Origin of the sequence: Planobispora longispora, assembly GCF_016863135.1 — a bacterium.
GTDB classification, from domain to species: domain Bacteria; phylum Actinomycetota; class Actinomycetes; order Streptosporangiales; family Streptosporangiaceae; genus Planobispora; species Planobispora longispora.
The window spans coordinates 66,241-85,872 of sequence record NZ_BOOH01000019.1; the positions used below are offsets into that span (position 1 = coordinate 66,241).

At 73.0% G+C, this 19,632-nt stretch carries 21 protein-coding genes; 12 read left to right on the top strand and 9 right to left on the bottom strand.

From position 1 onward, the window contains the following. Positions 1-3: 3 nt before the first annotated feature. From tsaE to Plo01_RS11295, 6 genes are all read right to left on the bottom strand, one after another. Positions 4-456 carry a tRNA (adenosine(37)-N6)-threonylcarbamoyltransferase complex ATPase subunit type 1 TsaE gene (gene tsaE, locus Plo01_RS11270; RefSeq protein WP_307837375.1) on the bottom strand — a complete coding sequence of 151 codons (453 nt, stop codon included), beginning with the start codon at positions 454-456 and terminating at the stop codon, positions 4-6. 55 nt (positions 457-511) lie between these two features. After that, positions 512-1,582, bottom strand: coding sequence for an alpha/beta fold hydrolase (locus Plo01_RS11275; RefSeq protein WP_203890497.1), 1,071 nt, complete (start codon positions 1,580-1,582; stop codon positions 512-514). Between the two features lie 22 nt (positions 1,583-1,604). Continuing rightward, on the bottom strand, positions 1,605-2,732 hold the full coding sequence (gene alr, locus Plo01_RS11280) for an alanine racemase (protein WP_239316161.1): 1,128 nt from the start codon (positions 2,730-2,732) through the stop codon (positions 1,605-1,607). Between the two features lie 17 nt (positions 2,733-2,749). After that, positions 2,750-4,330: an NAD(P)H-hydrate dehydratase gene (locus Plo01_RS11285; RefSeq protein ID WP_203890498.1), complete on the bottom strand. Its 1,581-nt coding sequence runs from the start codon at positions 4,328-4,330 to the stop codon at positions 2,750-2,752. A gap of 9 nt (positions 4,331-4,339) precedes the next feature. After that, entirely contained in the window at positions 4,340-4,690 is a 351-nt protein-coding gene (locus tag Plo01_RS11290) for a holo-ACP synthase (RefSeq protein WP_203890499.1), read from the bottom strand. A 77-nt stretch (positions 4,691-4,767) separates the two neighbouring features. Continuing rightward, the gene (locus Plo01_RS11295; protein WP_203890500.1) at positions 4,768-5,088 is read right to left on the bottom strand and encodes a hypothetical protein; all 321 of its coding nucleotides are present in this window, start codon (positions 5,086-5,088) and stop codon (positions 4,768-4,770) included. A gap of 111 nt (positions 5,089-5,199) precedes the next feature. Between Plo01_RS11295 and Plo01_RS11300 the strand changes: the two genes are divergently transcribed. The 8 genes from Plo01_RS11300 (at position 5,200) to Plo01_RS11335 (ending at position 13,062) form a co-directional block, all read left to right on the top strand. Continuing rightward, entirely contained in the window at positions 5,200-5,853 is a 654-nt protein-coding gene (locus tag Plo01_RS11300) for a response regulator transcription factor (RefSeq protein WP_203890501.1), read from the top strand. A 13-nt stretch (positions 5,854-5,866) separates the two neighbouring features. After that, positions 5,867-7,078, top strand: a complete 1,212-nt coding sequence (locus Plo01_RS11305; protein WP_203890502.1) for a sensor histidine kinase — start codon at positions 5,867-5,869, stop codon at positions 7,076-7,078. A 12-nt stretch (positions 7,079-7,090) separates the two neighbouring features. Beyond that, the gene (locus tag Plo01_RS11310; protein ID WP_239316163.1) at positions 7,091-8,656 is read left to right on the top strand and encodes a sigma-70 family RNA polymerase sigma factor; all 1,566 of its coding nucleotides are present in this window, start codon (positions 7,091-7,093) and stop codon (positions 8,654-8,656) included. Between the two features lie 118 nt (positions 8,657-8,774). Further along, on the top strand, positions 8,775-9,374 hold the full coding sequence (locus tag Plo01_RS11315; RefSeq protein ID WP_203890503.1) for a dihydrofolate reductase family protein: 600 nt from the start codon (positions 8,775-8,777) through the stop codon (positions 9,372-9,374). 252 nt (positions 9,375-9,626) lie between these two features. Beyond that, positions 9,627-10,217, top strand: a complete 591-nt coding sequence (locus Plo01_RS11320) for a superoxide dismutase family protein (protein WP_203890504.1) — start codon at positions 9,627-9,629, stop codon at positions 10,215-10,217. A 190-nt stretch (positions 10,218-10,407) separates the two neighbouring features. Beyond that, positions 10,408-11,160 carry a peptidylprolyl isomerase gene (locus Plo01_RS11325; protein WP_203890505.1) on the top strand — a complete coding sequence of 251 codons (753 nt, stop codon included), beginning with the start codon at positions 10,408-10,410 and terminating at the stop codon, positions 11,158-11,160. A gap of 130 nt (positions 11,161-11,290) precedes the next feature. Next, positions 11,291-11,830: a SigE family RNA polymerase sigma factor gene (locus tag Plo01_RS11330; RefSeq protein WP_203890506.1), complete on the top strand. Its 540-nt coding sequence runs from the start codon at positions 11,291-11,293 to the stop codon at positions 11,828-11,830. Beyond that, positions 11,827-13,062, top strand: a complete 1,236-nt coding sequence (locus tag Plo01_RS11335) for a TolB family protein (RefSeq protein WP_203890507.1) — start codon at positions 11,827-11,829, stop codon at positions 13,060-13,062. Before Plo01_RS11330 ends, Plo01_RS11335 begins: the two co-directional genes overlap by 4 nt. A 159-nt stretch (positions 13,063-13,221) precedes the next feature. Here Plo01_RS11335 and Plo01_RS11340 read toward each other — a convergent pair whose 3' ends face one another. Further along, positions 13,222-14,118 (bottom strand): alpha/beta fold hydrolase, encoded by an 897-nt coding sequence (locus Plo01_RS11340; protein WP_239316165.1) that lies wholly within the window; start codon positions 14,116-14,118, stop codon positions 13,222-13,224. 380 nt (positions 14,119-14,498) lie between these two features. Here Plo01_RS11340 and Plo01_RS11345 point away from each other — a divergent pair, with 380 nt between their 5' ends. Genes Plo01_RS11345 through Plo01_RS11355 form a run of 3 tightly spaced genes read left to right on the top strand, consistent with a single transcriptional unit; the run spans position 14,499 to position 17,075 of the window. Further along, complete coding sequence (locus Plo01_RS11345) at positions 14,499-15,023, top strand: PadR family transcriptional regulator (RefSeq protein ID WP_203890508.1); 525 nt, start codon at positions 14,499-14,501, stop codon at positions 15,021-15,023. Next, positions 15,016-15,744 (top strand): ABC transporter ATP-binding protein, encoded by a 729-nt coding sequence (locus tag Plo01_RS11350; protein WP_203890509.1) that lies wholly within the window; start codon positions 15,016-15,018, stop codon positions 15,742-15,744. Before Plo01_RS11345 ends, Plo01_RS11350 begins: the two co-directional genes overlap by 8 nt. Continuing rightward, positions 15,741-17,075: an FtsX-like permease family protein gene (locus Plo01_RS11355; RefSeq protein WP_203890510.1), complete on the top strand. Its 1,335-nt coding sequence runs from the start codon at positions 15,741-15,743 to the stop codon at positions 17,073-17,075. Before Plo01_RS11350 ends, Plo01_RS11355 begins: the two co-directional genes overlap by 4 nt. A 32-nt stretch (positions 17,076-17,107) precedes the next feature. Here the strand turns inward: Plo01_RS11355 and Plo01_RS11360 are convergent, their stop codons facing one another. Beyond that, positions 17,108-17,683 carry a TetR/AcrR family transcriptional regulator gene (locus tag Plo01_RS11360; protein ID WP_203890511.1) on the bottom strand — a complete coding sequence of 192 codons (576 nt, stop codon included), beginning with the start codon at positions 17,681-17,683 and terminating at the stop codon, positions 17,108-17,110. A gap of 83 nt (positions 17,684-17,766) precedes the next feature. On the opposite strand from Plo01_RS11360, the gene Plo01_RS11365 reads away from it, so the two are divergent. Then, complete coding sequence (locus Plo01_RS11365) at positions 17,767-18,177, top strand: organic hydroperoxide resistance protein (RefSeq protein ID WP_203890512.1); 411 nt, start codon at positions 17,767-17,769, stop codon at positions 18,175-18,177. Between the two features lie 13 nt (positions 18,178-18,190). On the opposite strand, the gene Plo01_RS11370 is transcribed toward Plo01_RS11365, so the two are convergent. Further along, entirely contained in the window at positions 18,191-19,606 is a 1,416-nt protein-coding gene (locus Plo01_RS11370; protein WP_203890513.1) for a PhoX family protein, read from the bottom strand. Positions 19,607-19,632: the final 26 nt, after the last annotated feature.

Below are 19,632 nucleotides of genomic sequence, written 5' to 3' on the forward strand. Positions count from 1 at the left end.
GAGTCAGACGACGCCCTCCCAGCGGGGACCGACCCCGCGGAGCCGTACCGTGCGCTCCTCGCTCGCCTCGCCCGCCTCGCTCCGCTCGATGGAGATCTCCAGCCGGTCGTCGGCGAGGCCCTCGACCAGACCCTCGCCCCACTCGACGAGCGTCACCGACTCCTCCAGCGAGGCGTCCAGGTCGAGGTCGTCGACCTCCAGGTCGCCGCCGAGCCGGTAGGCGTCCACGTGCACCAGCGCGGGACCGTCCGCCAGCGACGGGTGGACCCGGGCGATCACGAAGGTCGGCGAGGTGATCGGCCCGCGCACCTTGAGTCCTTCTCCGATGCCCTGGGCCAGGGTCGTCTTGCCCGCGCCCAGCGGCCCGGAGAGCACCACCAGATCTCCCGGGCGCAGCAGCCCGGTCAGCTCGGAGCCGAGTTCGCGCATCTCCTCGGCGGTCGCGACGGCTCTCACCGTTCACCCGCTCCCGTGACGGCTCTCACCGTTCGCCCACCCCTTCGCCGGTCTCTCACCGGCCGTCGTCCGTTCCCATGTCCGCCGCCGCCCGCTTCAGCAGGTCGCGCAGCGCGTCGTTGACCGCGGCCGGCCGTTCCAGATGGACCAGGTGCGAGCTGTCGGGCACCTCGGTGAACCACGCGCGCGGCAGCGCCGCCGCGATGGCCTTGCTGTGCTCGACGGGCGTCAGCCAGTCCTTGTCGCCGACCACGATGGAGGTCGGCACGTCGTCCAGGACGCTCAGGGCGGTCAGCTTGTCGTGCGACATCAGCGCCGGGTAGAAGTCCGCGATCACCTCGAAGGGCGTCGAGCGGATCATCGACTCGACGAAGTCCACCACCGTGGGGCTGACGTTCTTGGAGTCGCCGAAGCCGAAGTTGCGCACGACCAGGAAGGCGATGTCACTGGCCGCATGACGGCCCCGGTCCACCAGCGCGCCCCGGCGGCCGAGCACCGACACCGCGCCCGGCGTGACCTTGTGCACCGCCTTGGACAGCAGCGCCGGCAGGCCGAGGGAGACCTCCGCCAGCTTCCCGGCGGAGGTGGCGATGAGCGCCACCCCTTTGATCCGGTCGCCGAAGAGCTCGGGATGCCGGTCGGCGAGCGCCATGATGGTCATGCCGCCCATCGAGTGCCCGACCAGCACGCACGGCCCGGGCACCAGCTTCTCGAGCACCTCGAACAGGTCCTCGCCGAGCCGGTCGATCGTGGAGTCCTCGGCCGCGCACCGCTGGGAGAGCCCGTGGCAGCGCTGGTCCCACAACACCAGGCGGTGGTAGTCGCGCAGGTCGCGCCGCTGGTAGTGCCAGGAGTCGAGATTGAGCGTGTAGCCGTGGCAGAACACCACGGTCAGCGGGGCCTCCTCGGGACCGTCCGCCTCCGCGTGGAGCTCCACGCCGTCGGAGGTCGTGATCGTGACCCGACGCCCGCGCAGCTCGCCCAGGGGCTCACTGGCCTCCGGGTCGGGACGGAGCCGGATGCGGCCCACGGCGTACCGCTTGGCGAGGGCGGCGGCCGCCACTCCGGCGGACGTGACGCCGACGACCGCGCCCGCGATCCCGACTCTGCGTCGTGTCGTAGTCATCCAGACCCCCTTTTACCCGCCCTCACCGGTAAACGCGTGGCACGCGCGAACCGATCCCGGTCACGATCTCATGGGTGATCGTGTCGAGGGAATCCGCCCATTCCTGCGCGGTCGGCTCCCCTTTCGAGCCGTCACCGAACAGAATCACCTCGTCCCCCTCGGTCAGCGGGTCGTCCCCCAAATCGATCACGAACTGGTCCATGCAGACCCGTCCGGCGATCCGTCTGCGCCGGCCGCCCGCGAACACCTCCGCCCGTCCGGTGGCGTGCCGCAGGATCCCGTCCGCATACCCGAGCGGGACAAGGCCAAGCTTTGTTTCGCGATCTGTGACATAAAGGTGCCCATAGGACACGCCGGAACCCGCCGGGACCCGCTTGACCAGCGCGAGCCGCGCCGTCAGCGTCATCGCCGGACGGAGCCCGAAATCCCCCAGCTCCGGGATCGGGCTCAGGCCGTAGGCCGCGATGCCCGGACGCACCATGTCGTAGCGGGCCCGCGGCAGCGTCAGGTTCGCCGCCGAGTTGGCGATGTGACGGATCACATGCGACCCGCCCGCGCCCGCCTTCTCCGCCACGGCCAGAGCCTCGTCGAAGGCGCCCAGCTGAGTATCGATCGACGGATGCCCCGGGATGTCGGCGCAGGCGAAATGCGACCAGAGACCGACGATCTCGATCGTCCCCTCCGCCTGCCGGGTCAGCGCCCGGTCCACCAGCGCCGGCCAGTCGGCGATCGGCGAGCCGCCGCGCCCGCTGCCGGTGTCGGCCTTCAGGTGCACCCGCGCCGCCCGGCCGGTACGGCCCGCCGCCTCGGCGATCGCGTCCACCAGCCACGGCGCGGCGGCCGACAGCTCCACCTCCGCCGCGACCGCCTCGTCCAGCGGCTCCCCCGGCGGGATGATCCACGACAGGATCGGCGCGGTGACCCCCTCGGCCCGCAGCTCCAGGGCCTCGCGGATGTAGGCGGTGCCGAGCCGCTCGGCCCCGCCCTCCAGGCACGCCCGCGCGGCGGCGGTCATCCCGTGCCCGTAGCCGTCGGCCTTGACCGCGACCATGGTCAGCGCCCCGGGGGCGTGGCTCCGCAACAGCGCGACGTTGTCCCGGATCGCCGAGAGGTCCACCCGCGCCTCGGCAGGAGTCATCGGGAAGCTCATCTTTCCATTCTGGCGGCTCAGCGCCGTTGCCGAGGCCGGTTTATGACGGACCTCATAACCTCCGGGAGAGCCCGCGCCACGTCTCCGGCGGCCACGGGGCCGTGCCGTCCGGCGATCCCGTGGAGGTACGCCGCGCAGGAGGCGGCGTCATAACAGTCCAGCCCGGCGGCCAGCAGCGCGCCCGCGAGCCCGGCCAGCACGTCGCCGGTGCCGCCGGTGGCCAGCCAGGGGCTGCCGGTCGGGTTGACCCGGACCGGCCTGCCCTCCTCGGCGACCAGCGTGGTCGAGCCCTTCAGCAGCACGGTCACGCCCAGCTCCGCGGCGGCCCGCCGGGCGTGCTCCAGCCGCCGGGCCTCGATCCGCTCCCGGGGCGTCTCCAGCAGGCGCGACAGTTCCCCGGCGTGCGGGGTGATCAGCACGGGAGCCCCGGTGCGGCGGCGCAGCAGCGACCTGTCCCGGGCGATCAGCGTCAGGCCGTCGGCGTCCACGAGCACCGGGACGTCGCCCGCCAGGACGGCGCGGGCGACGGCGTGCGCCTCGGGGCCGGTGCCCAGGCCGGGTCCGAGGACCCACGCCTGCACCCGGCCGACGTCCTCGATCTCCTCGCCCGGGTCCGCCGCGTCGTCGCCGTTCGCGGAGGCCAGTTCGGTGATCACCGCCTCCGGCCAGCGGGCGCGCACCTGGGCCACCGGTTCGGCGGCTCCGGCGTAGCGCACCATGCCCGCCCCGGCCCGGATCGCGCCGCCCACGGCCAGCACCGCCGCGCCGGTGTAGCGGCGGCTGCCGGCGGCGACGCCGACGACGCCCCGCCGGTACTTGTCGGAGGAGGCCCCGGGCCGGGGCAGCCGGAGCGCGACGTCCCCGTCGGTGAGCGCCGTCGCGTCGGGGTCCGGCAGGTACGGCCCCAGCCCGATGTCGACGAGCTCGACGCGGCCCGCGTGCCCGGCTCCCGGATCGACCAGCAGCCCCGTCTTGAACGCCCCGAACGTGACGGTGACGTCCGCCCGGACCGCCCGGCCGTCGACGTGCCCGCTGCTCGCGTCCACCCCGCTCGGCACGTCCACCGCGACGACGTCCCCGGCGCTCTCCGCGGTGATCGCCGCCAGCGTCGCGTACGGCTCCCGCAGCGCCCCCGCCCCGCCGATCCCGACCAGCCCGTCCAGGACCAGGTCGGCGGCGGCGACGACCTCCCGGACCGCCTCCGGCCCGCCGGCCGCCGCCCCTGAGGCGTCGTCTCCCGTGCCCGGAACGGCGTCGTCTCCCGTGCCCGACGAGGCGCCGCCCCGGAGGTCCACGACCCGGCCGCCCGCGCCGCGCAGGGCCGCCAGCCCGGCCTCGTGCACCCGCGAACCGGCCAGGACCGCGTGCACCCGGGCTCCCCGGGCCGCCAGCCGGGCTCCGGCGTAGAGGGCGTCGCCGCCGTTGTCGCCGCTGCCGACCAGCAGCGCGACGCGGGAGCCGTACACCCTCCCGAGCATCGCGGCGCAGCGCGCGGCCAGCCCGGCGGCGGCCCGCTGCATGAGCGTCCCCTCGGGCAGCGTCGCCGTCAGCGCCGCCTCGGCCGCCCTGATCTGGTCGGAGGTGTACGCGGTCCGCATGCTCCGAACCTAACCCTCGGCGATCACATAGGCGACGGCGACGCCCCCGTCGTGGGTCAGCGAGACGTGCCACCGGGTCACCCCCAGGGCCGCGGCCACCTCGGCGGCCCGGCCGGTCACCCGCAGCTCGGGGCGGCCGTGCTCGCCGCTCACCACCTCGGCCTCCACGTGGAGCAGGCCGGGCGGGGCCCCCAGCGCCTTGGCCACGGCCTCCTTGGCCGCGAACCGCGCGGCCAGGGACTCCGGCCGCAGGCCGCGCTCGGCCTCGGTGAACAGCCGCGTCCGCAGCGCGGGCGTCCGGGCCAGTGTCGCCTCGAACCTGGCCACGTCCACCACGTCCACACCGATCCCCACGATCACCCGCCCAGCGTAGTGTTCCGCCGCCGTCGTGACCCCGCGGGCCTGATGACAGGTGAGAGCCGGGCCACCCCCGCGGCTCAGGAGGGGAAGGACGCAGTGGACGGGGCGGACCGGGCAGGGCGCCTGGAGAGTGCGGCGAGGACGGCGAGCGCGGCGAGGACGGCGAGGACCGCGGGGGCGAGAGGCGCAAGAGGCGCCACGGGGGCGACCGGCGCGACAGGTGCGACAGGTGCGACCGGCGCGACGGGCGCCGCCGGTACGGCGGGCTGTTCCGGGGCCTGGAAGATCTTGACGACCTCGGGGACCTCCGGGACCCCCGGGATCTCCGGGGCCATTCCTCCCACCACCGCGACGAGGGCCGCGGCGAGGAGCACGTTCCTGATCCTTGAGCCGTTCATGATGGTTTCTCCGTTCTTCTCGGTGGGATCAGCCAAGCCGAGGACCGGTTACCGGGCGGGAACGGCGGCGGTTACCCCGTTGTAACCGGAGGCAGGGCATCCTGGTGGATCATGAGGGTGCTGGTGGTCGAAGATCTTGAAGAGCTGGCCCAGACGGTGGCCGTGGGGCTGCGCCGCGAGGGCATGGCCGTCGACGTGGCGCTGGACGGCGCCGCGGCGCTCGAACGCACCTCCGCCAACCACTACGACGTCGTCGTCCTCGACCGCGACCTGCCCGGCCTGCACGGCGACGACGTGTGCCGGGCGCTGGCCGGCGCGGGTCACCCCGCGCGGGTGCTGATGCTCACCGCGGCCGGGACGATCGACGACCGGGTGACCGGGCTGGGCATCGGCGCCGACGACTACCTTCCCAAACCGTTCGCCTTCGCCGAGCTGATCGCCCGGATCCGCGCGCTGGCCCGGCGGGCGGTCCCGGCCCTGCCGACGGTGCTCGTCCACGGCGACCTGCGCCTCGATCCGGCCACCCGGATCGCCACCCGCGACGGACGGCGGCTGCCGCTGAGCCCCAAGGAGTTCGCGGTGCTGGAGCTGCTGCTGATCGCCGGGGGCTCCGTGGTCTCCGCCGAGCAGCTCCTGGAACGGTGCTGGGACGAGTTCGCCGACCCGTTCACGCAGACCGTGAAGGTGACGGTCAGCCGGTTGCGCCGCAAGCTCGGCGACCCGCCGCTGATCGAGACGGTCCCGCAGGCCGGATACCGGATTTGAGGCGCGCGAGCATATGAGGTGGACGATACGGCTGCGCCTGACCCTGTTCTACAGCGGTCTGTTCCTGGTAGCCGGGGTACTGCTGGTGACCCTCATCTATCTCCTGGTGGAGCACTCGCCCTTCCCCACACCGCCGGACGCCCCCACAGCCCCGGACGCCCCGGCCGCCCCGAAGGCCCCGGCCGCCTCCGGGCCGCCGGTCGCTCCCACGGCGTCGGTCGCTTCCGCACCGCCCGCCGGGCCCGAACTGCCGGTCACGGCCCCCGCGGCAGCATCCGCACAGGAGAAGAACCTGCGCCGGTTGCTGGTCAACTCCCTGATCGCGCTGGTCGTCATGGCGTTCGCCTCGATGGCGCTGGGCTGGCTCATGGCCGGGCGCGTGCTGCGCCCGCTGGGCGAGATGACGGCCACCGTACGGCGCATCACGGCCGACCGGCTCGACCGGCGGCTGGCCGCCTCCGGACCGGACGACGAGCTCAAGGAACTGGCCGACACCTTCGACGAGCTGCTGAACCGGCTGGAGGCGGCGTTCACCGCGCAGCGGCGGTTCGTCGCCAACGCCTCCCACGAGCTGCGCACCCCGCTGACCCTGCAGCAGGCCATGGCCGAGGTCGCGCTCGCCGACCCGGAGGCCGACGCCGGGTCCCTGCGGGCCGTGCTGGAGCGCCTGCTGGCCGCCGGAAAGCACCAGGAACGGCTCATCGAGGCCCTGCTCACCCTGGCGCGCAGTCAGCAGGGCCTGCACCACCGGGAACCCCACGACCTGGCCGAGATCACCGGACAGATCCTGGACCTGCGCGGAGAGCCGGAGGTCCGCCTCACGTCCGTTCTCCGCCCGGCACCGGCCTCCGGCGACCGCGCCCTGCTGGAGCGCCTGGTGGTGAACCTGCTGGACAACGCCTCGCGGCACAACGTGCCCGGCGGCTGGGTGGAGGTGGCGACCTCCGTACGGGACGGCCGCCCGACCCTCAGGGTCGCCAACAGCGGCCCGGTGATCCCGCCCGGCCGGGTCCCCGAACTCCTCGAACCCTTCCAGCGCCTGGAGACCGGCAGGAAGGCCGTCGGCGACGGCCTGGGGCTGGGCCTGTCGATCGTGGCCGCCGTCGTCGCGGCCCACCACGGCACGCTGGAGGCCCGCGCGCTGCCGGAGGGCGGCCTCGAGGTGACCGTCTCCCTGGATCTCCCCGCCGATCGGGTGGTGACGGACGACGACGGCGTGGCTTAATGCGTAACGCGGATGCCGCGTGTCGTTTCCCCGTGGACGGTGATCATGCCGGAGAACAACAGCTGTCAGGTCTGCGGCCGGACGTTGCCGAGGCGGAGGGGGAAGCCGGGCCGGGCGTCGGTCTACTGCTCGGCCGCGTGCCGGCAGAAGGCCTACCGGTCCCGGCGCGACCCGTCGCCGGGCGAGACGGTGCACGAGCTGATCGCCGACATCGAGCGCCGGGTCCGCGGGCTGGCCCCGCAGCGTCCCGGGGTGTTCTACCGGGAGGTGACGGCCCTGTCGTCCTCGGTCGGCAGGCTCCGCCGCGTCGCCCGCACCGCGCTGGACGCCGCGCAGGTCACCGCGGAATCCGCAAGCTCCGCAGGCTCCGCAGGCTCCACGGGCTCTGAGGGTTCCACGGGCTCTGAGGGTTACGGGGAGGCTCCGGAAAACGTCACACCGGCGCCGGTGACGGAATCGGCGGCCGGATCCGGGGCGGACCCCGGGGCGGAGGCCGCGGCGGGGACGGAACCCGGGGCAGGGATCCCGCCGGGTTCCGGGTCGGACGGGGAGCAGGACGCCGCGGCCGCAGCCGCCCTCCGGTCGGGGGACGAGTGGGCCTTCGCCGGTCTGGTGGAGCCGTACCGGCGGGAGCTGCAGGTGCACTGCTACCGGATGGTCGGCTCCTACGACGACTCCGAGGACCTGGTCCAGGAGACCCTGCTGCGGGCCTGGCGCGGGCGGGACGGGTTCCAGGGGCGTTCCTCCGCCCGCGCCTGGCTGTACCGGATCGCCACCAACGCCTGCCTGGACTTCCTGCGGCGCACCACCCGGCGGCCGGGACGGTACGGGCCCGTCGAGGGGATGGACCACGGCAGCCAGGATCCCCCGCCGCGGGTCACCTGGCTCCAGCCCTACCCCGACCACCTGCTGGAGGACCTGGGGGGCGCGGTCTCGGGCGAGGCGTCGCCGGAGGCCGCGGCGGTGTCCCGGGAGACGGTGGAGCTGGTCTTCCTGGCGGCGATCCAGCACCTGCCGCCCCGGCAGCGGGCGGTGCTGATCCTGCGGGACGTGCTCGGGCTGCCGGCCGCCGAGACGGCGGGGATGCTGGAGATGAGCCTCGCCTCGGTCAACAGCGCGCTCCAGCGGGCCCGGCCCGCCCTGCGCGAGCACCTGCCCGGACGGCGCGCGGAGTGGACGGGCTCGGCCCAGCCCACCGAGGAGGAGCGCGAGATCCTGCGGCGCTACATGGAGGCCACCGACCGTTCCGACGTCTCCGCCGTGTCCGCCCTGCTCAGCGAGGACATCCGGCTGACCATGCCGCCGAACCCGTTCTGGTTCGTCGGCCGCGAGGCGATGCTGGCCTTCCTGGAGCCGTCCCTCGACCCCGCCTCCCCGAGCTATTTCGGGAAGTGGCGGCACCTGCCCACGCGGGCGAACGGGCAGCCGGCGGCCGCGGGCTACGTGCAGCGGCCCGGCACCGCGGTGTACCGGGCGCAGGTGCTGGACGTGCTGCGGATCCGGGACGGGAAGATCGTGGAGATCACGGCGTTCGAGCCCCACCTGTTGCCCGCGTTCGGCCTGCCGCTGAAGCTGTAGGGGCGACGCCGGGCCGTACGGCTGAGCGATGAGTTTCCGGGCCCGGGTACGTCTCAACGGTCGAACTCCGCGCGGAACGGACCCGCGCGGGCCGCGAGACGAGAACGGAGCACTCCCGATGGCCAAGGTGATCGCCAACATGTCGATGTCCCTCGACGGCTTCGTCGCCGACCCCTCCGACGGGGTGGAGCACCTGTTCGGCTGGTACGGCAACGGCGACGTCACCATCCCGACCGCCACTCCGGGCCTGACCTTCCAGGTCTCCGAGGCCAGCGCCGCCCACCTGCGCAGCGCGATGGAGAACGTCGGAGCCCTGATCGTCGGCCGCCGCCTGTTCGACATGACCGACGGGTGGGGCGGCCGCCACCCGATGGACGTGCCGGTGTTCGTGGTCAGCCACACCGTCCCGGACGGCTGGCCCCGCCGGGACGCCCCCTTCACCTTCGTCACCGACGGGGTCGAGAGCGCCGTCACCCAGGCCAAGGAGGTCGCCGGCGACGGCTGGATCGGCGTCGGGTCCAAGATCGCCTCGCAGTGCCTCAACGCGGGCCTGCTGGACGAGATCCGGGTGGACCTGGTGCCCGTGCTCCTGGGCGGGGGCGTCCCCTTCTTCGAGGGCCTCACCTGCGCCCCGGTCGAGCTGGAGGGGCCCCGGGTCATCGAGGGGACCGGCGTGACCCACCTCTACTACACGGTGAAATCCGGCGAGACCAAGTGAATCCGAAGAATCCGGATAAGGCCGGAATCACCCGACGGAATCCCGCCGGGCGCTCCGGCCCTCCCGGCGCTTGGGACGACTCGAATGACATTTCATGCTTGACCGGTATTTTCTGGATATATGCGGATAACTTCTGGAGCGCCAGGTCATCGCGGGCTCCCTGCGGGAATTTCAGTGAGCGTTCAGCGCCGGTAAAGCAGCCGAATTTACTCTCGCGAAAGACTGAAAGCTCTTCCGCGAGAGAGGCAGACCATGATTCTGCGCAGGACTCATCTGGCCGTCGCAGCCGCACTCACCGCCGGAGTCGCGGTCGTCGCCGTCTCCGCCGCGGCCGAGGCCGTGCCCTCGGGAGGCGATCATTCCGCGGCGGCCACCATCCGCGACGCCGAAGGCAAGGCCGTCGGCCGGCTCACCGTCATCCGCGAGGGGTACGGCAAGGCCCGGCTGACGGTCACGGTGAAGGGCCTGACCCCCGGCTTCCACGGCTTCCACATCCACGCCACCGGCAAATGCGACCCGAAGGCCGTCGACCCCGCCACCGGGAAGGTCACCCCGTTCTTCTCCGCGGGCGGCCACTTCAACCTGGGCAAGGGCTCCCACGGCGAGCATTCGGGGGACCTGCCCCCTCTGCTCGCCGGCAAGGACGGCACCGCCACGGCCTCCGTCGTCACCGACGCGTTCAGGGTGCGCCAGCTCTCCGACAAGGACGGCAGCGCCGTCATCGTCCACGCGCTCCCCGACAACCTCGCCCACATCCCCGAGCGGTACAGCACGAAGATCGATGAGATGACCCTGAAGACCGGTGACGCCGGGGGCCGGGTGGCCTGCGGAGTGATCAAGTGATCCGGCCCTGACACGACTCCCCCGGCCCTGACGTGACCCCGCCTCGACTCTGACGCGGCCGAGCTCCCTCCGGGCGACCGGCGGGCCCGCCCCCGGCGCCGCACCGTACCTTGACTGCCTCCCTTGACGGCGTCGGCTTGATCGGTTAGGACCGCAGAGGGCCCGTCGATCACTTTTCAGGGAGGACGTCATGTCTGGCAGAGCACTGGTACGACGCGCTGCGACAGCCGTGGTGACGGCGGGCTCACTGGTCGCCTTCGGCGCCCTGCCCGCCGCGGCGGCCGCGGGCGGGGCCGGGGACAGGCCGCCGAAGACGACGAAGGGCCCGTGCCGCTACGCCTCGACCCCGGACGAGCCGGCCGCGCGCAAGGTTCCGCTGCCCCCGGACCCGCGCCGCACCCCCACCCGGCCGGTCTCCGCGGTTCTCAAGACCAACCACGGCGACATCGGGCTCACCCTCCACCCGGACAGGGCGCCCTGCACGGTGCAGAGCTTCGTCCACCTGGTCAGGCACAGGTTCTACAACGACACCTCGTGCCACCGGCTGACCGCCTACGACCGGCTGAAGGTGCTGCAGTGCGGCGATCCGAGCTTCACCGGCGAGGGCGGGCCGGGTTACCGCTACAAGGACGAGCTGCCCACCGATCTGCCGCCGTGGCCGGGCGACCCCACCGGGGTGCGCAAGACGTACGCGCGCGGGGTGCTGGCCATGGCCAACGCCGGCCCCGACACCAACGGCAGCCAGTTCTTCCTGGTCTACGGCGACTCCGGGCTGGCCCCCAACTACACGATCTTCGGTACGGTCGACGCCGCCGGGCTCGCCGTCCTGGACCGCATCGCCGCCGGCGGCATCCAGCCTGTTCCGGACGGCCCGACCCCGCCGGTGGACGGCCTGCCCGTGCTCCCGGTCGACATCGACAAGGCCCGGATCGCCCGCCGCTGATCGAATGCCCACTCCCTCTCGCCGGGTGCCGTTCGTGTGCTCGCCCCGGAAATCACACGGAAGGAGGCGTGCAACGGTTTCGCCCGGAACGCCCTCTCGGAGATGAGGAACCGACGAAGGGCGGAGGCAGGTGGAGGCAGATTCCCGCTTTGCGGAGTTCGTTGCCGAGCGTGGCGACGCGCTGCTGCGCTACGGCTACGTGCTCGCCGGGAACCCGCACGACGCGGCCGATCTGGTGCAGGAGGCGCTGCTGAAGCTGCGGGCGGCCTGGCCGAGGGTGCGGCTCAAGGAGAACCCGGAGAGTTACGCGCGCACCACGATGGCCAGGCTGCACGTCGCCGCGTGGCGGTTGCGACGGCGGGAGCAGCCCGCCTGGGACCTGCCGGAGCGCGCCCATCACGACGCCCTGCCCAGCGGGGACGAGCAGGCGATGTGGCGGGCGCTGGCCGGGCTGCCGCGCAGGCAGCGCGCGGTCCTGGTGTTGCGGTACTACGAGCAGCTGAGCGACGCGGAGATCGCGGGCGTGCTGGGGATCTCGCGGGAGACCGTGCGCAGCCAGGCGTCACGGGCGCTCGACAAGCTGCGCGCGGCCGTACCGGAAGGGAACGGGAGCGGCCGCGGGCCGCGGTCCGGCGAGCGGGCTGCGGCCCGTACGGGGAGAGTGCGATGAACGACCTTGAAGAGACGTTGCGCAGGACGTTGGGGAACGCGGCGGAGCAGGCGCCGCGGTTGCCGGGCGGGCTGCCGGAGCGGTTGGAGACCGGATACCGGCGGCGCCGCAGGCGGGCCCGGACGGCGCTGGCGGCGGCCGCCGTCGTGGTGGTCGCGGGCGGGACGGCGGCAGGGCTGCGGGTCGGCGCGTCCCCGGTCGCGGCACCCGGGACCGACCCCACCGGCGTGTCGTCGGCGACGGTCGGCACGGAGCCCGGACCGCGGGCGGACGCGCTGCCGGAGCCGGTCGGGACCGTATGGCCGCAGGCGGTGCGCACGGTGCCCGCCACGGGGCCGGACGGACGGGACTTCGAGCCGCTCGCGTTCATCGACGATCGGACGCTGCTCGTCACGATGAACGCGGGGTTCAGGAAGAATGACGCCCTCTACGCCTACGACCTGGACGGCCGCACGTTCCGCAAGATCGCCGATGTGCCGATTCCGGTGGGGACCGTGATATCCCCGTCGGACTTCACCGTGGGCAACGGGCATGTGGTCTGGTGGACCGCGTCCGCGGACGCCTTCGGGCAGATCTGGAGCGCGCCGCTGGCCGGTGGCGAGGCCAGGCTCGTCGCAGACAAGAAGATCGCGGACGTGCCCGACAAGGGTCTCGGCAGCCTGGCGGTGATCGGTGACCGGATCGCGTTCTCCGAACAGGAGGGCGGGGTGTACACCGTGCCCGTCCAGGGCGGGACGGTGGAGGCGGTGCCGGACAGCGCGGGGATGCACCTCCTGGACTGGCCGTGGATCGGCGGGCCGGGACTGCGGGTACCGGCCGGCGAGGCGCGGTTCGGCCGGATCCGCAACGTCGAGACGGGCGAGACCGACACCGCGGTGATCCGGCCGGGCGAGCGGTCGGTCACATGCGACCGGACGACCTGCTCGGGGACGAGCCCCGGGGGCAGGGGCTTCCACCGGTTGCGCGACGGCTCTCAGGAGAAGGAGCTGCCCGGCGGGATCTCCCCGGTGGAGCCGCCGGCCCGGGGACGCTTCCACGTCGTGACGGTGTGGAACGAGGGCTCGATCCTCGGCGTCGTCCTCCAGGACCTGGCCACCGGGACGTCGGGCGGCCTCGGCGTGCGGCCGGAGGGCAGGTACGTCCGCAAGCCCCGGATCGGGAGGGACGGGAGGCTCCTGGCCTACCCGGTCGGGGACGAGATGTACGTCATCGACCTGGCGAAGATCCAGTAGACCGCCGCGCCGGATCGCGGGACGGCGCCCGTCGGTCCTCGGCTGAAGGCCCTCCGGCCGCGGGGATCCGGCCGGGCGGTACGGGGCGGCGGGCCTTCTTGCGGGCGCCTCGTGCCCAGGCTCGGGCGGCCTGGGCACGAGGCGGTTCCGAAGTTGTCGCTAGAGGGCCGACTTGTCGAGGATGGCCGCCACTTCCGCCGCCCTGAACACGAACCCCGCATGCGTGGTGTCCAGGGTGTGGACGTCGTAGGGGTTTCCGGGAGTCAGCGCGTCCGCTTCGGCGATCAGCCTGTCCTGCATGGCCGGCGGAATGGACCGGTCGCCGGTGAGACGGATGTAGGTGCGGGCGATCGTGCCCCAGGTGTCGGCGTGACCGCGGGCGTCGGCCGTCATCACCGCGATCGACTCGTCCGGCTGCAGGATGTTGAGGAAGGCCCTGAACTGCTCGTCGGTGACGTCGGCCATGGTCGCCGCCTTGAGACCGGCCAGCAGCTCCGGGTCGGCGGTGCGGTAGTTGGCCCGGCCGACGCCGAGCAGGGTCGGGTCTCCGACGTTGAACGCGGCCAGGGACGGCATCAGGCTGTCCGCGAACTCGGGCTCCTGCATGTACTCGATCGGGTTCGACCGTTGCACGCAGGCCCACGCGGAGATGTACACCAGCCGATCCACCAGATCGGGGATCGTGTTGCCGACCGCGGTGACGGTCGCGCCTCCGAGGCTGGCGCCCACCAGCACCACCGGCCCGTATCCGGCCACCCGGCGGACGACGTCGACGACCGTGTCGACGTTGTCCTGGAGGGTGGTCCCGGCCAGCGTCGACGGTTCGGCCGCCCACGCGTCGAGGTCCTGCGGAGCCTGGTAGGCGACGGGGTACTGCGCGTCGAGACCGTGTCCCGGCAGATCGACGGCGAAACTGCGGTGGCCGAGCAACGCCAGTTCACGCTGGACGGAGGACCACATGAACGAGCTGGATCCGGAGCCGTGGACCAGCACGAAGGTGGGAGCGGCGCCGGACGCGGACCGAGGGTGCGACAGGCCGGCGGGGATGGATGACATGTGAATCAGTCCGATCGGATCGAAGCGGGGCGAACGCGGCGGGGGCGGGCACGGCGGGGCGCCGGATGCCCCGGGTGGGGCCGCTGCTGATGCTGAGACGGTGGGCGCGCCCACCGGTGGACTCGCCGGGACGCGATGACGACACAGGAGACCGTGGACGCGGTGGCGGCTGATCGCCGGGCGACCGGCGGGACGGCGTCTCAGGCGGTCCGGAGACGGATGAACATGTAGACCATGATCGGGACCGTACCAGATGGAAGATCTTGTAAGCGACGGGAATAGCGTGCCGCTCCGCACGGGGGAGCCCTCGGCCTGCGGTGCCGCGGCCGCTCCGCGTTCAGTATTCACTGAGTGAATACATCGAGTGTATAGTCGCGATCATGTCGATCCGACACGTCCTGCTCGGGTTGCTCGCGGAGCGGCCCAAGCACGGATACGAGCTCAAGAAAGAACACGACCACCACCTGCCCGGGGCCAGGCCGCTCGCCTACGGGCAGGTCTACGCGACACTCCAGCGGCTGGAGCGGGATGGATTCGCCGAGGTGGCCGAGATCGCGCAGGGAGGAGGCCCCGAGCGCACGGCCTACGCCATCACCGGCGAGGGCCGGGCCGAGCTGGAGCGATGGCTGGCGGAGGTGGAGGAGCCGGCGCCGTACGTGGCGAGCCCGCTGTTCTCCCGCGTGGTGGTGGCAACCGTGACCGGCGGGGCCGCCGACGGCTACCTTCTCCGGCAACGTGCCGCCCACCTGGCGCGGATGCGGGAGCTCACCGCCGAGAAGAGGTCGGGCTCGCCCGCGCGGGTGCTGGCCGCCGACTACGCGCTTCAGCACCTCGACGCCGACCTGCGGTGGATCGAGACGGCGATGGAACGGCTGGCGGATCTGAGAGGGGAGATCGATGCTTGAGGCGCGTGCGCTCCGCAAGACCTTCGGCCGGACCACGGCGCTGGACGGGGTGTCGCTGGAGATCGGCGAGGGGGAGATCGTCGCGATCACCGGGCCGAGCGGCTCGGGCAAGTCCACCGCGCTCCACTGCCTGGCCGGCGTCATCCGCCCGGAGTCGGGGGAGGTCCGCCTGGACGGACGGCGGGTGGACACCCTCGGCGAGGACGCCCGGACCAGGCTGCGCAGGGAGAACTTCGGGATCGTCTTCCAGTTCGGCCAGCTGGTCCCGGAGCTGAGCGCGGTGGAGAACGTGGCTCTGCCGCTGCTGTTCAACCGGCACGGGCGGCAGGAGTCGTCGCGCGCCGCCCGGTCCTGGCTGGAGCGGCTGGATGTGGCCGGCTGCGCCGACCTGCGGCCCGGGGAGCTGTCCGGGGGCCAGCTCCAGCGTGTCGCGGTGGCCCGCGCACTGGCTGTCGGGCCCCGGGTGATCTTCGCCGACGAGCCCACCGGCGCGCTCGACTCGCTGGCCGGGGAACAGGTGATGGACGCGCTCGTCGGCACGGCGCGTGAGAGCCGTACCGCCCTCGTGGTCGTCACCCACGACAACCGGGTGGCCGCCTACGCCGATCGGGAGATCGTGCTGCGTGACGGCGCGGTGGCCGGGACGTCCACGGCGGGGGCCTCCACAGCGGGGGCGTCCGTGGCGGGACCGTCCGCGGCGGACGGGGAGGTGACGGCGTGATCACTGTCATGCGGATGATGGTCAGGGGCCGGTCCCCCCGCGAGCGGGCGCGGGCCCGCCTGATGTCCGCCGGCGCGGCGCTCGCGACGTTCCTGCTCTGCACCGCGGCGAACCTGCTGTCCTTCCGGATCGACGCGCCGCACGACCGGCTGTGGGTGTTCACCGAACACGAGCCGCGCCTGCTCGCCGCACTGACCCTGACCCTGCTGGTCGTGCCCGCCACGGTCTTCACCTACCAGGCGAGCCGCCTGGCCACCGCGACCAGGGAGCGGCGGCTGGCCGCGCTCCGGCTCGCCGGGGCCACGCCGTACGAGACGCGGCTGGTGGGGGCCTACGAGGTCGGACGGCAGGCACTGCTGGGCGGGCTGCTCGGCGGCGTGGCCCATCTCGCCGTCAACGTGGCGCTGTGGCGGTCGCTGGACGGAGTCGTGCCGCTGCTCTCACCGATGTGGACGCTCGTCGTGCTCGCCGCGGTGGTGCTCATCGGGGTGGGGTCCGGGCTGGCCGCCGGGCGGCACGTGGTGGCCTCCCCGCTGGGGCTGGTCCGGCGGGCCCGGCCGCGGGGGCCCAGGGCGGTGGACCTCCTCCTCGTCGGGCTGGGCGTCGCGCTGTTCGCCGCCGGGTTCATCGGGAAGGGCCGGTTTCCCGTCGGCGGGCCGTACGGCGCGGCTCTGTCCGTCACCGTCGGAGCGGTACTCCTGCTGTTCGGGCTGGTGCTGGCCGCCACCTGGCTGATCGGGGCGGTCGCCCGGCGGGCGGGCCGGACGGCCGCCGCCCCCGAGACGCTGCTGGCCGCCCGGATCGTCCAGGCCGACCCCCGGGCGTGGGCCCGCGCGCTGACGGTGGTGGGGCTGACGGTGTTCTTCGGCTCGGCGGTGGGAGCCCAGCAGGGAGACATCCTCTTCAGCCCCTGGCTCACCACTTCCAAGGTCGTGGCCTACCTGCTCATCGATCTCGCCCTGCTGCTGGCCCTGGTCACCTCCGCCGCCGCGCTCGCGGTCCACCAGGCGGAGGCGCTGCTGGACCACCGGCGCTCGTTCGCCGTCCTGGCCGCCTCCGGCGTGCCCGCCTCCGCGCTGGGCCGGGTGCTCACCCGGCAGGCGCTCATCGCGGCCTCCCCGGTGTGCCTCGTGGCCGCCGTCGCCGGGGCGGGGATCATCATCCTCACGACGGCGGACGCCCCCGGCTGGTCGCCCGGGACCTTCACCTTCGCCGCCGTCCGGGCGGCGGTCACGGCGGGTATCGGAGTGCTGGCCGCGGTGCTGGTGGCACGGGTCTCCCGGCGGACCCTGCGCGGAGCGCTGCGTCCCGAGGAACTCCGTGCCGGATGACGGCCCCGGAGTGAGCCGGCGGCCCGGCGATTTCAGGCCGGGACGGCCAGGACCCTGGTGACCGCCTCGCGGACCGCGAGGCGGACGGCGGCGGGGTCGTCGAGGTCGAAGCCGACCACGAGCCCGTCCCTGAGCAGGATGAGGATGTCGGCGGTGCGATCGGGGTCGGGGTGGCCGCAGTCGGCCAGCAGGCCGCGGAACAGGTCGCGGATCCAGGTCCGGTGCTCGTCGATGACCTGCCGTACGGGATGGGACGGGTCGGGGTATTCGGCCGCGGCGTTGAGGAAGGCGCAGCCGCGATAGCCGGGGGCCGCGCCGACCTGGCACATGAACTCGAAGGCCGCCGCCACCGTTTCGCGCGGCTCCCGCGCGGGGAGCCCGGCGACGACGGCGCGCTGCATCCGGCTCTGCTCGGCCAGGTAGGCGCGGACGAGGTCGTCCTTGGACGGGAAGTGGTGGTAGAAGGTCGCCTTGGCCACCGCGGCCTCGGCGATGATCCGGTCGATGCCCACCGAGTGCACGCCCTCGGCGTAGAACAGGCGCGCCGCGGTGTCGAGGACACGGGTGCGCGCCGGGCTCCTTCGGGTCTCCACCTTCTCCGCGTTCACTCCTTGACACTACCAGACAGGTCTGTCTAGCATCGTGCCATCCAACTAGACAGACCTGTCTGTCTATAACGAAGGGCAGGGAAATGAGCCTCTACACCGCGATCGCCACCGCCGCCGGACGTGACGGCCGCGCGGTCAGCTCCGACGGCAAGCTGGACGTCACGCTGGCCCTGCAGAAGGAATTCGGCGGCGACGGCGACGGCACCAACCCCGAACAGCTCTTCGCCGCCGGCTACGCCGCCTGTTTCGCCAGCGCCCTGCAGCTGGTCGCGGGCAAGAAGAAGGTCGACGCCTCCGAGGCGTCGGTCACCGCCGAGGTCGGCCTCCACCCCAACGGCGCGGGCGGCTTCCAGCTCGACGTCACCCTGCGGGTGGAGCTGCCCGACGCGCTCTCCGCGGAGACCAAGCACGAGCTCGTCGAGGCCACCCACCTGGTGTGCCCCTACTCCAACGCCACCCGCGGCAACATCCCCGTCTCCCTCGTGATCGAGTAGCGATCTCCGGCCGTCAGAAGCCGCCGCGGTGCCAGGGGCCCCAGACGGCGAAGCTGACGCCCTGGGAGGACTGGACGTTGACGTAGAGCGTGTGGCCGCCGGGTCCGAAGGTGGATCCGGCGAACTCGGCCCCGGTGTCGCCCGCGACGGGCTCCAGCCGGGAGAAGTCGAAGATCTCGCCGCGGCGGGTGAGTCCGCGCAGGTAGTTGTCGCCGCCGCCGTCCTCGCACAGCACCAGCGTGCCGCGGGGGCTGGTGGTGATGTTGTCGGGCAGGTCGAGGGTGACCGCGCCGGGCGACTCGTAGACCAGCCTCAGCCTGCCGCTCCACGTCTCGTACGCCCACACCTGGCCGCGTCCCTTGCCGAACCCGCTGGGCGGGGTGTCTCCGGGAGCGGTCGCGCCGCCCTGGGTGGAGACGAAGTAGATCGTGCCGTGGTGGTTGATCGCCCCTTCGAGGCGGGAGAAGAGCGCCGCGCCCTTGGCCCGGCCCTGGAGGCCGACGGCCTGGATCGCGGTGTCGTTGCTGGGCCTGCCGGTGAAGGTGGGATCGGGGTCATCGATGTCCACCCAGGTGGTGGCGTAGGAGGCCCCGGCGGGCTGGCCGAGCGAGAGGTCCTTGCCCGGCTCTCCCCGTACGGCCAGCATCTGGAGCCTGCCGCCGTCCAGGATCCTCCTCGCGTGCAGCGGGTTCTTCGGCGGCAGGTAGCGGTAGAAGCCCGAGGGGAAGGCGAAGTTGTCCTCGGTCAGATAGATCGCCCCGGTCCGCGATTCGAACGCGGCCGACTCGTGGGCGAAACGCCCGGCGCTCCTGATCGGCCCGCCCGGCGAGCCGTCGACCGGCACCTCGAAGATGTAGCCGTGCTTCTGCTGGAGCTTGGTGTTGTCCTGGCCGGTGAAGTCGTTGCCGACGTCGGGCCCGTTGACGGTCTCCTCGCACGTCACCCAGGCGCCCCAGGGCATCGGCCCGCCGGAGCAGTTCATCTGGGTCCCGGTCAGGCTGGGCCCGGATCTGACCACCCGGCCGTAGCGGGTCACCTGGAGCGTCGCCGTGCCGCCGCCCGCGGCCGGGTCGTAGGCCCTGGCCGGGTCGCCGAACGCGCCGACGGGTCCGTTGACCTCGTGGTTGCGGATCAGGATCGCGTTCCCGCGCGGCCCCCGGAAGGCGGCCATGCCGTCGTGCCTGCCGGGAGTGGCCGAGCCGTCGGTGAACGCCTCGCCGGCCGGGTTGAACGAGCGGTACTTGAACCCCTCGGGCAGGTGCAGCCGGACCTTCCCGTCGCGCTCGTCGGGGACGGGGACCAGCGGCCCGTAGCCGCCTCCGGGACGCAGCTCCCCGGTCTGTCCGGCCCGGGCGACTCCGGCGAAGGGCCCGGCGACGCCCACCGCCGCCAGCGTGGTGGTCCCGGCGAGGAAACGACGGCGGTCCATGCGCGACTCCCTTGGATCCGATTGAT

Excerpts from the sequence above, each read along its gene's own strand:
- Plo01_RS11325 (WP_203890505.1), top strand. The coding sequence starts at position 10,408 with ATGTCTGGCAGAGCACTGGTACGACGCGCTGCGACAGCCGTGGTGACG.
- Plo01_RS11320 (WP_203890504.1), top strand. The coding sequence starts at position 9,627 with ATGATTCTGCGCAGGACTCATCTGGCCGTCGCAGCCGCACTCACCGCC.
- Plo01_RS11305 (WP_203890502.1), top strand. The coding sequence starts at position 5,867 with ATGAGGTGGACGATACGGCTGCGCCTGACCCTGTTCTACAGCGGTCTG.
- Plo01_RS11340 (WP_239316165.1), bottom strand. The coding sequence starts at position 14,118 with ATGTCATCCATCCCCGCCGGCCTGTCGCACCCTCGGTCCGCGTCCGGC.
- Plo01_RS11365 (WP_203890512.1), top strand. The coding sequence starts at position 17,767 with ATGAGCCTCTACACCGCGATCGCCACCGCCGCCGGACGTGACGGCCGC.
- alr (WP_239316161.1), bottom strand. The coding sequence starts at position 2,732 with ATGAGCTTCCCGATGACTCCTGCCGAGGCGCGGGTGGACCTCTCGGCG.
- Plo01_RS11310 (WP_239316163.1), top strand. The coding sequence starts at position 7,091 with ATGCCGCGTGTCGTTTCCCCGTGGACGGTGATCATGCCGGAGAACAAC.
- Plo01_RS11350 (WP_203890509.1), top strand. The coding sequence starts at position 15,016 with ATGCTTGAGGCGCGTGCGCTCCGCAAGACCTTCGGCCGGACCACGGCG.
- Plo01_RS11345 (WP_203890508.1), top strand. The coding sequence starts at position 14,499 with ATGTCGATCCGACACGTCCTGCTCGGGTTGCTCGCGGAGCGGCCCAAG.
- Plo01_RS11315 (WP_203890503.1), top strand. The coding sequence starts at position 8,775 with ATGGCCAAGGTGATCGCCAACATGTCGATGTCCCTCGACGGCTTCGTC.
- Plo01_RS11300 (WP_203890501.1), top strand. The coding sequence starts at position 5,200 with ATGAGGGTGCTGGTGGTCGAAGATCTTGAAGAGCTGGCCCAGACGGTG.
- Plo01_RS11370 (WP_203890513.1), bottom strand. The coding sequence starts at position 19,606 with ATGGACCGCCGTCGTTTCCTCGCCGGGACCACCACGCTGGCGGCGGTG.
- Plo01_RS11295 (WP_203890500.1), bottom strand. The coding sequence starts at position 5,088 with ATGAACGGCTCAAGGATCAGGAACGTGCTCCTCGCCGCGGCCCTCGTC.
- Plo01_RS11335 (WP_203890507.1), top strand. The coding sequence starts at position 11,827 with ATGAACGACCTTGAAGAGACGTTGCGCAGGACGTTGGGGAACGCGGCG.
- Plo01_RS11275 (WP_203890497.1), bottom strand. The coding sequence starts at position 1,582 with ATGACTACGACACGACGCAGAGTCGGGATCGCGGGCGCGGTCGTCGGC.
- Plo01_RS11285 (WP_203890498.1), bottom strand. The coding sequence starts at position 4,330 with ATGCGGACCGCGTACACCTCCGACCAGATCAGGGCGGCCGAGGCGGCG.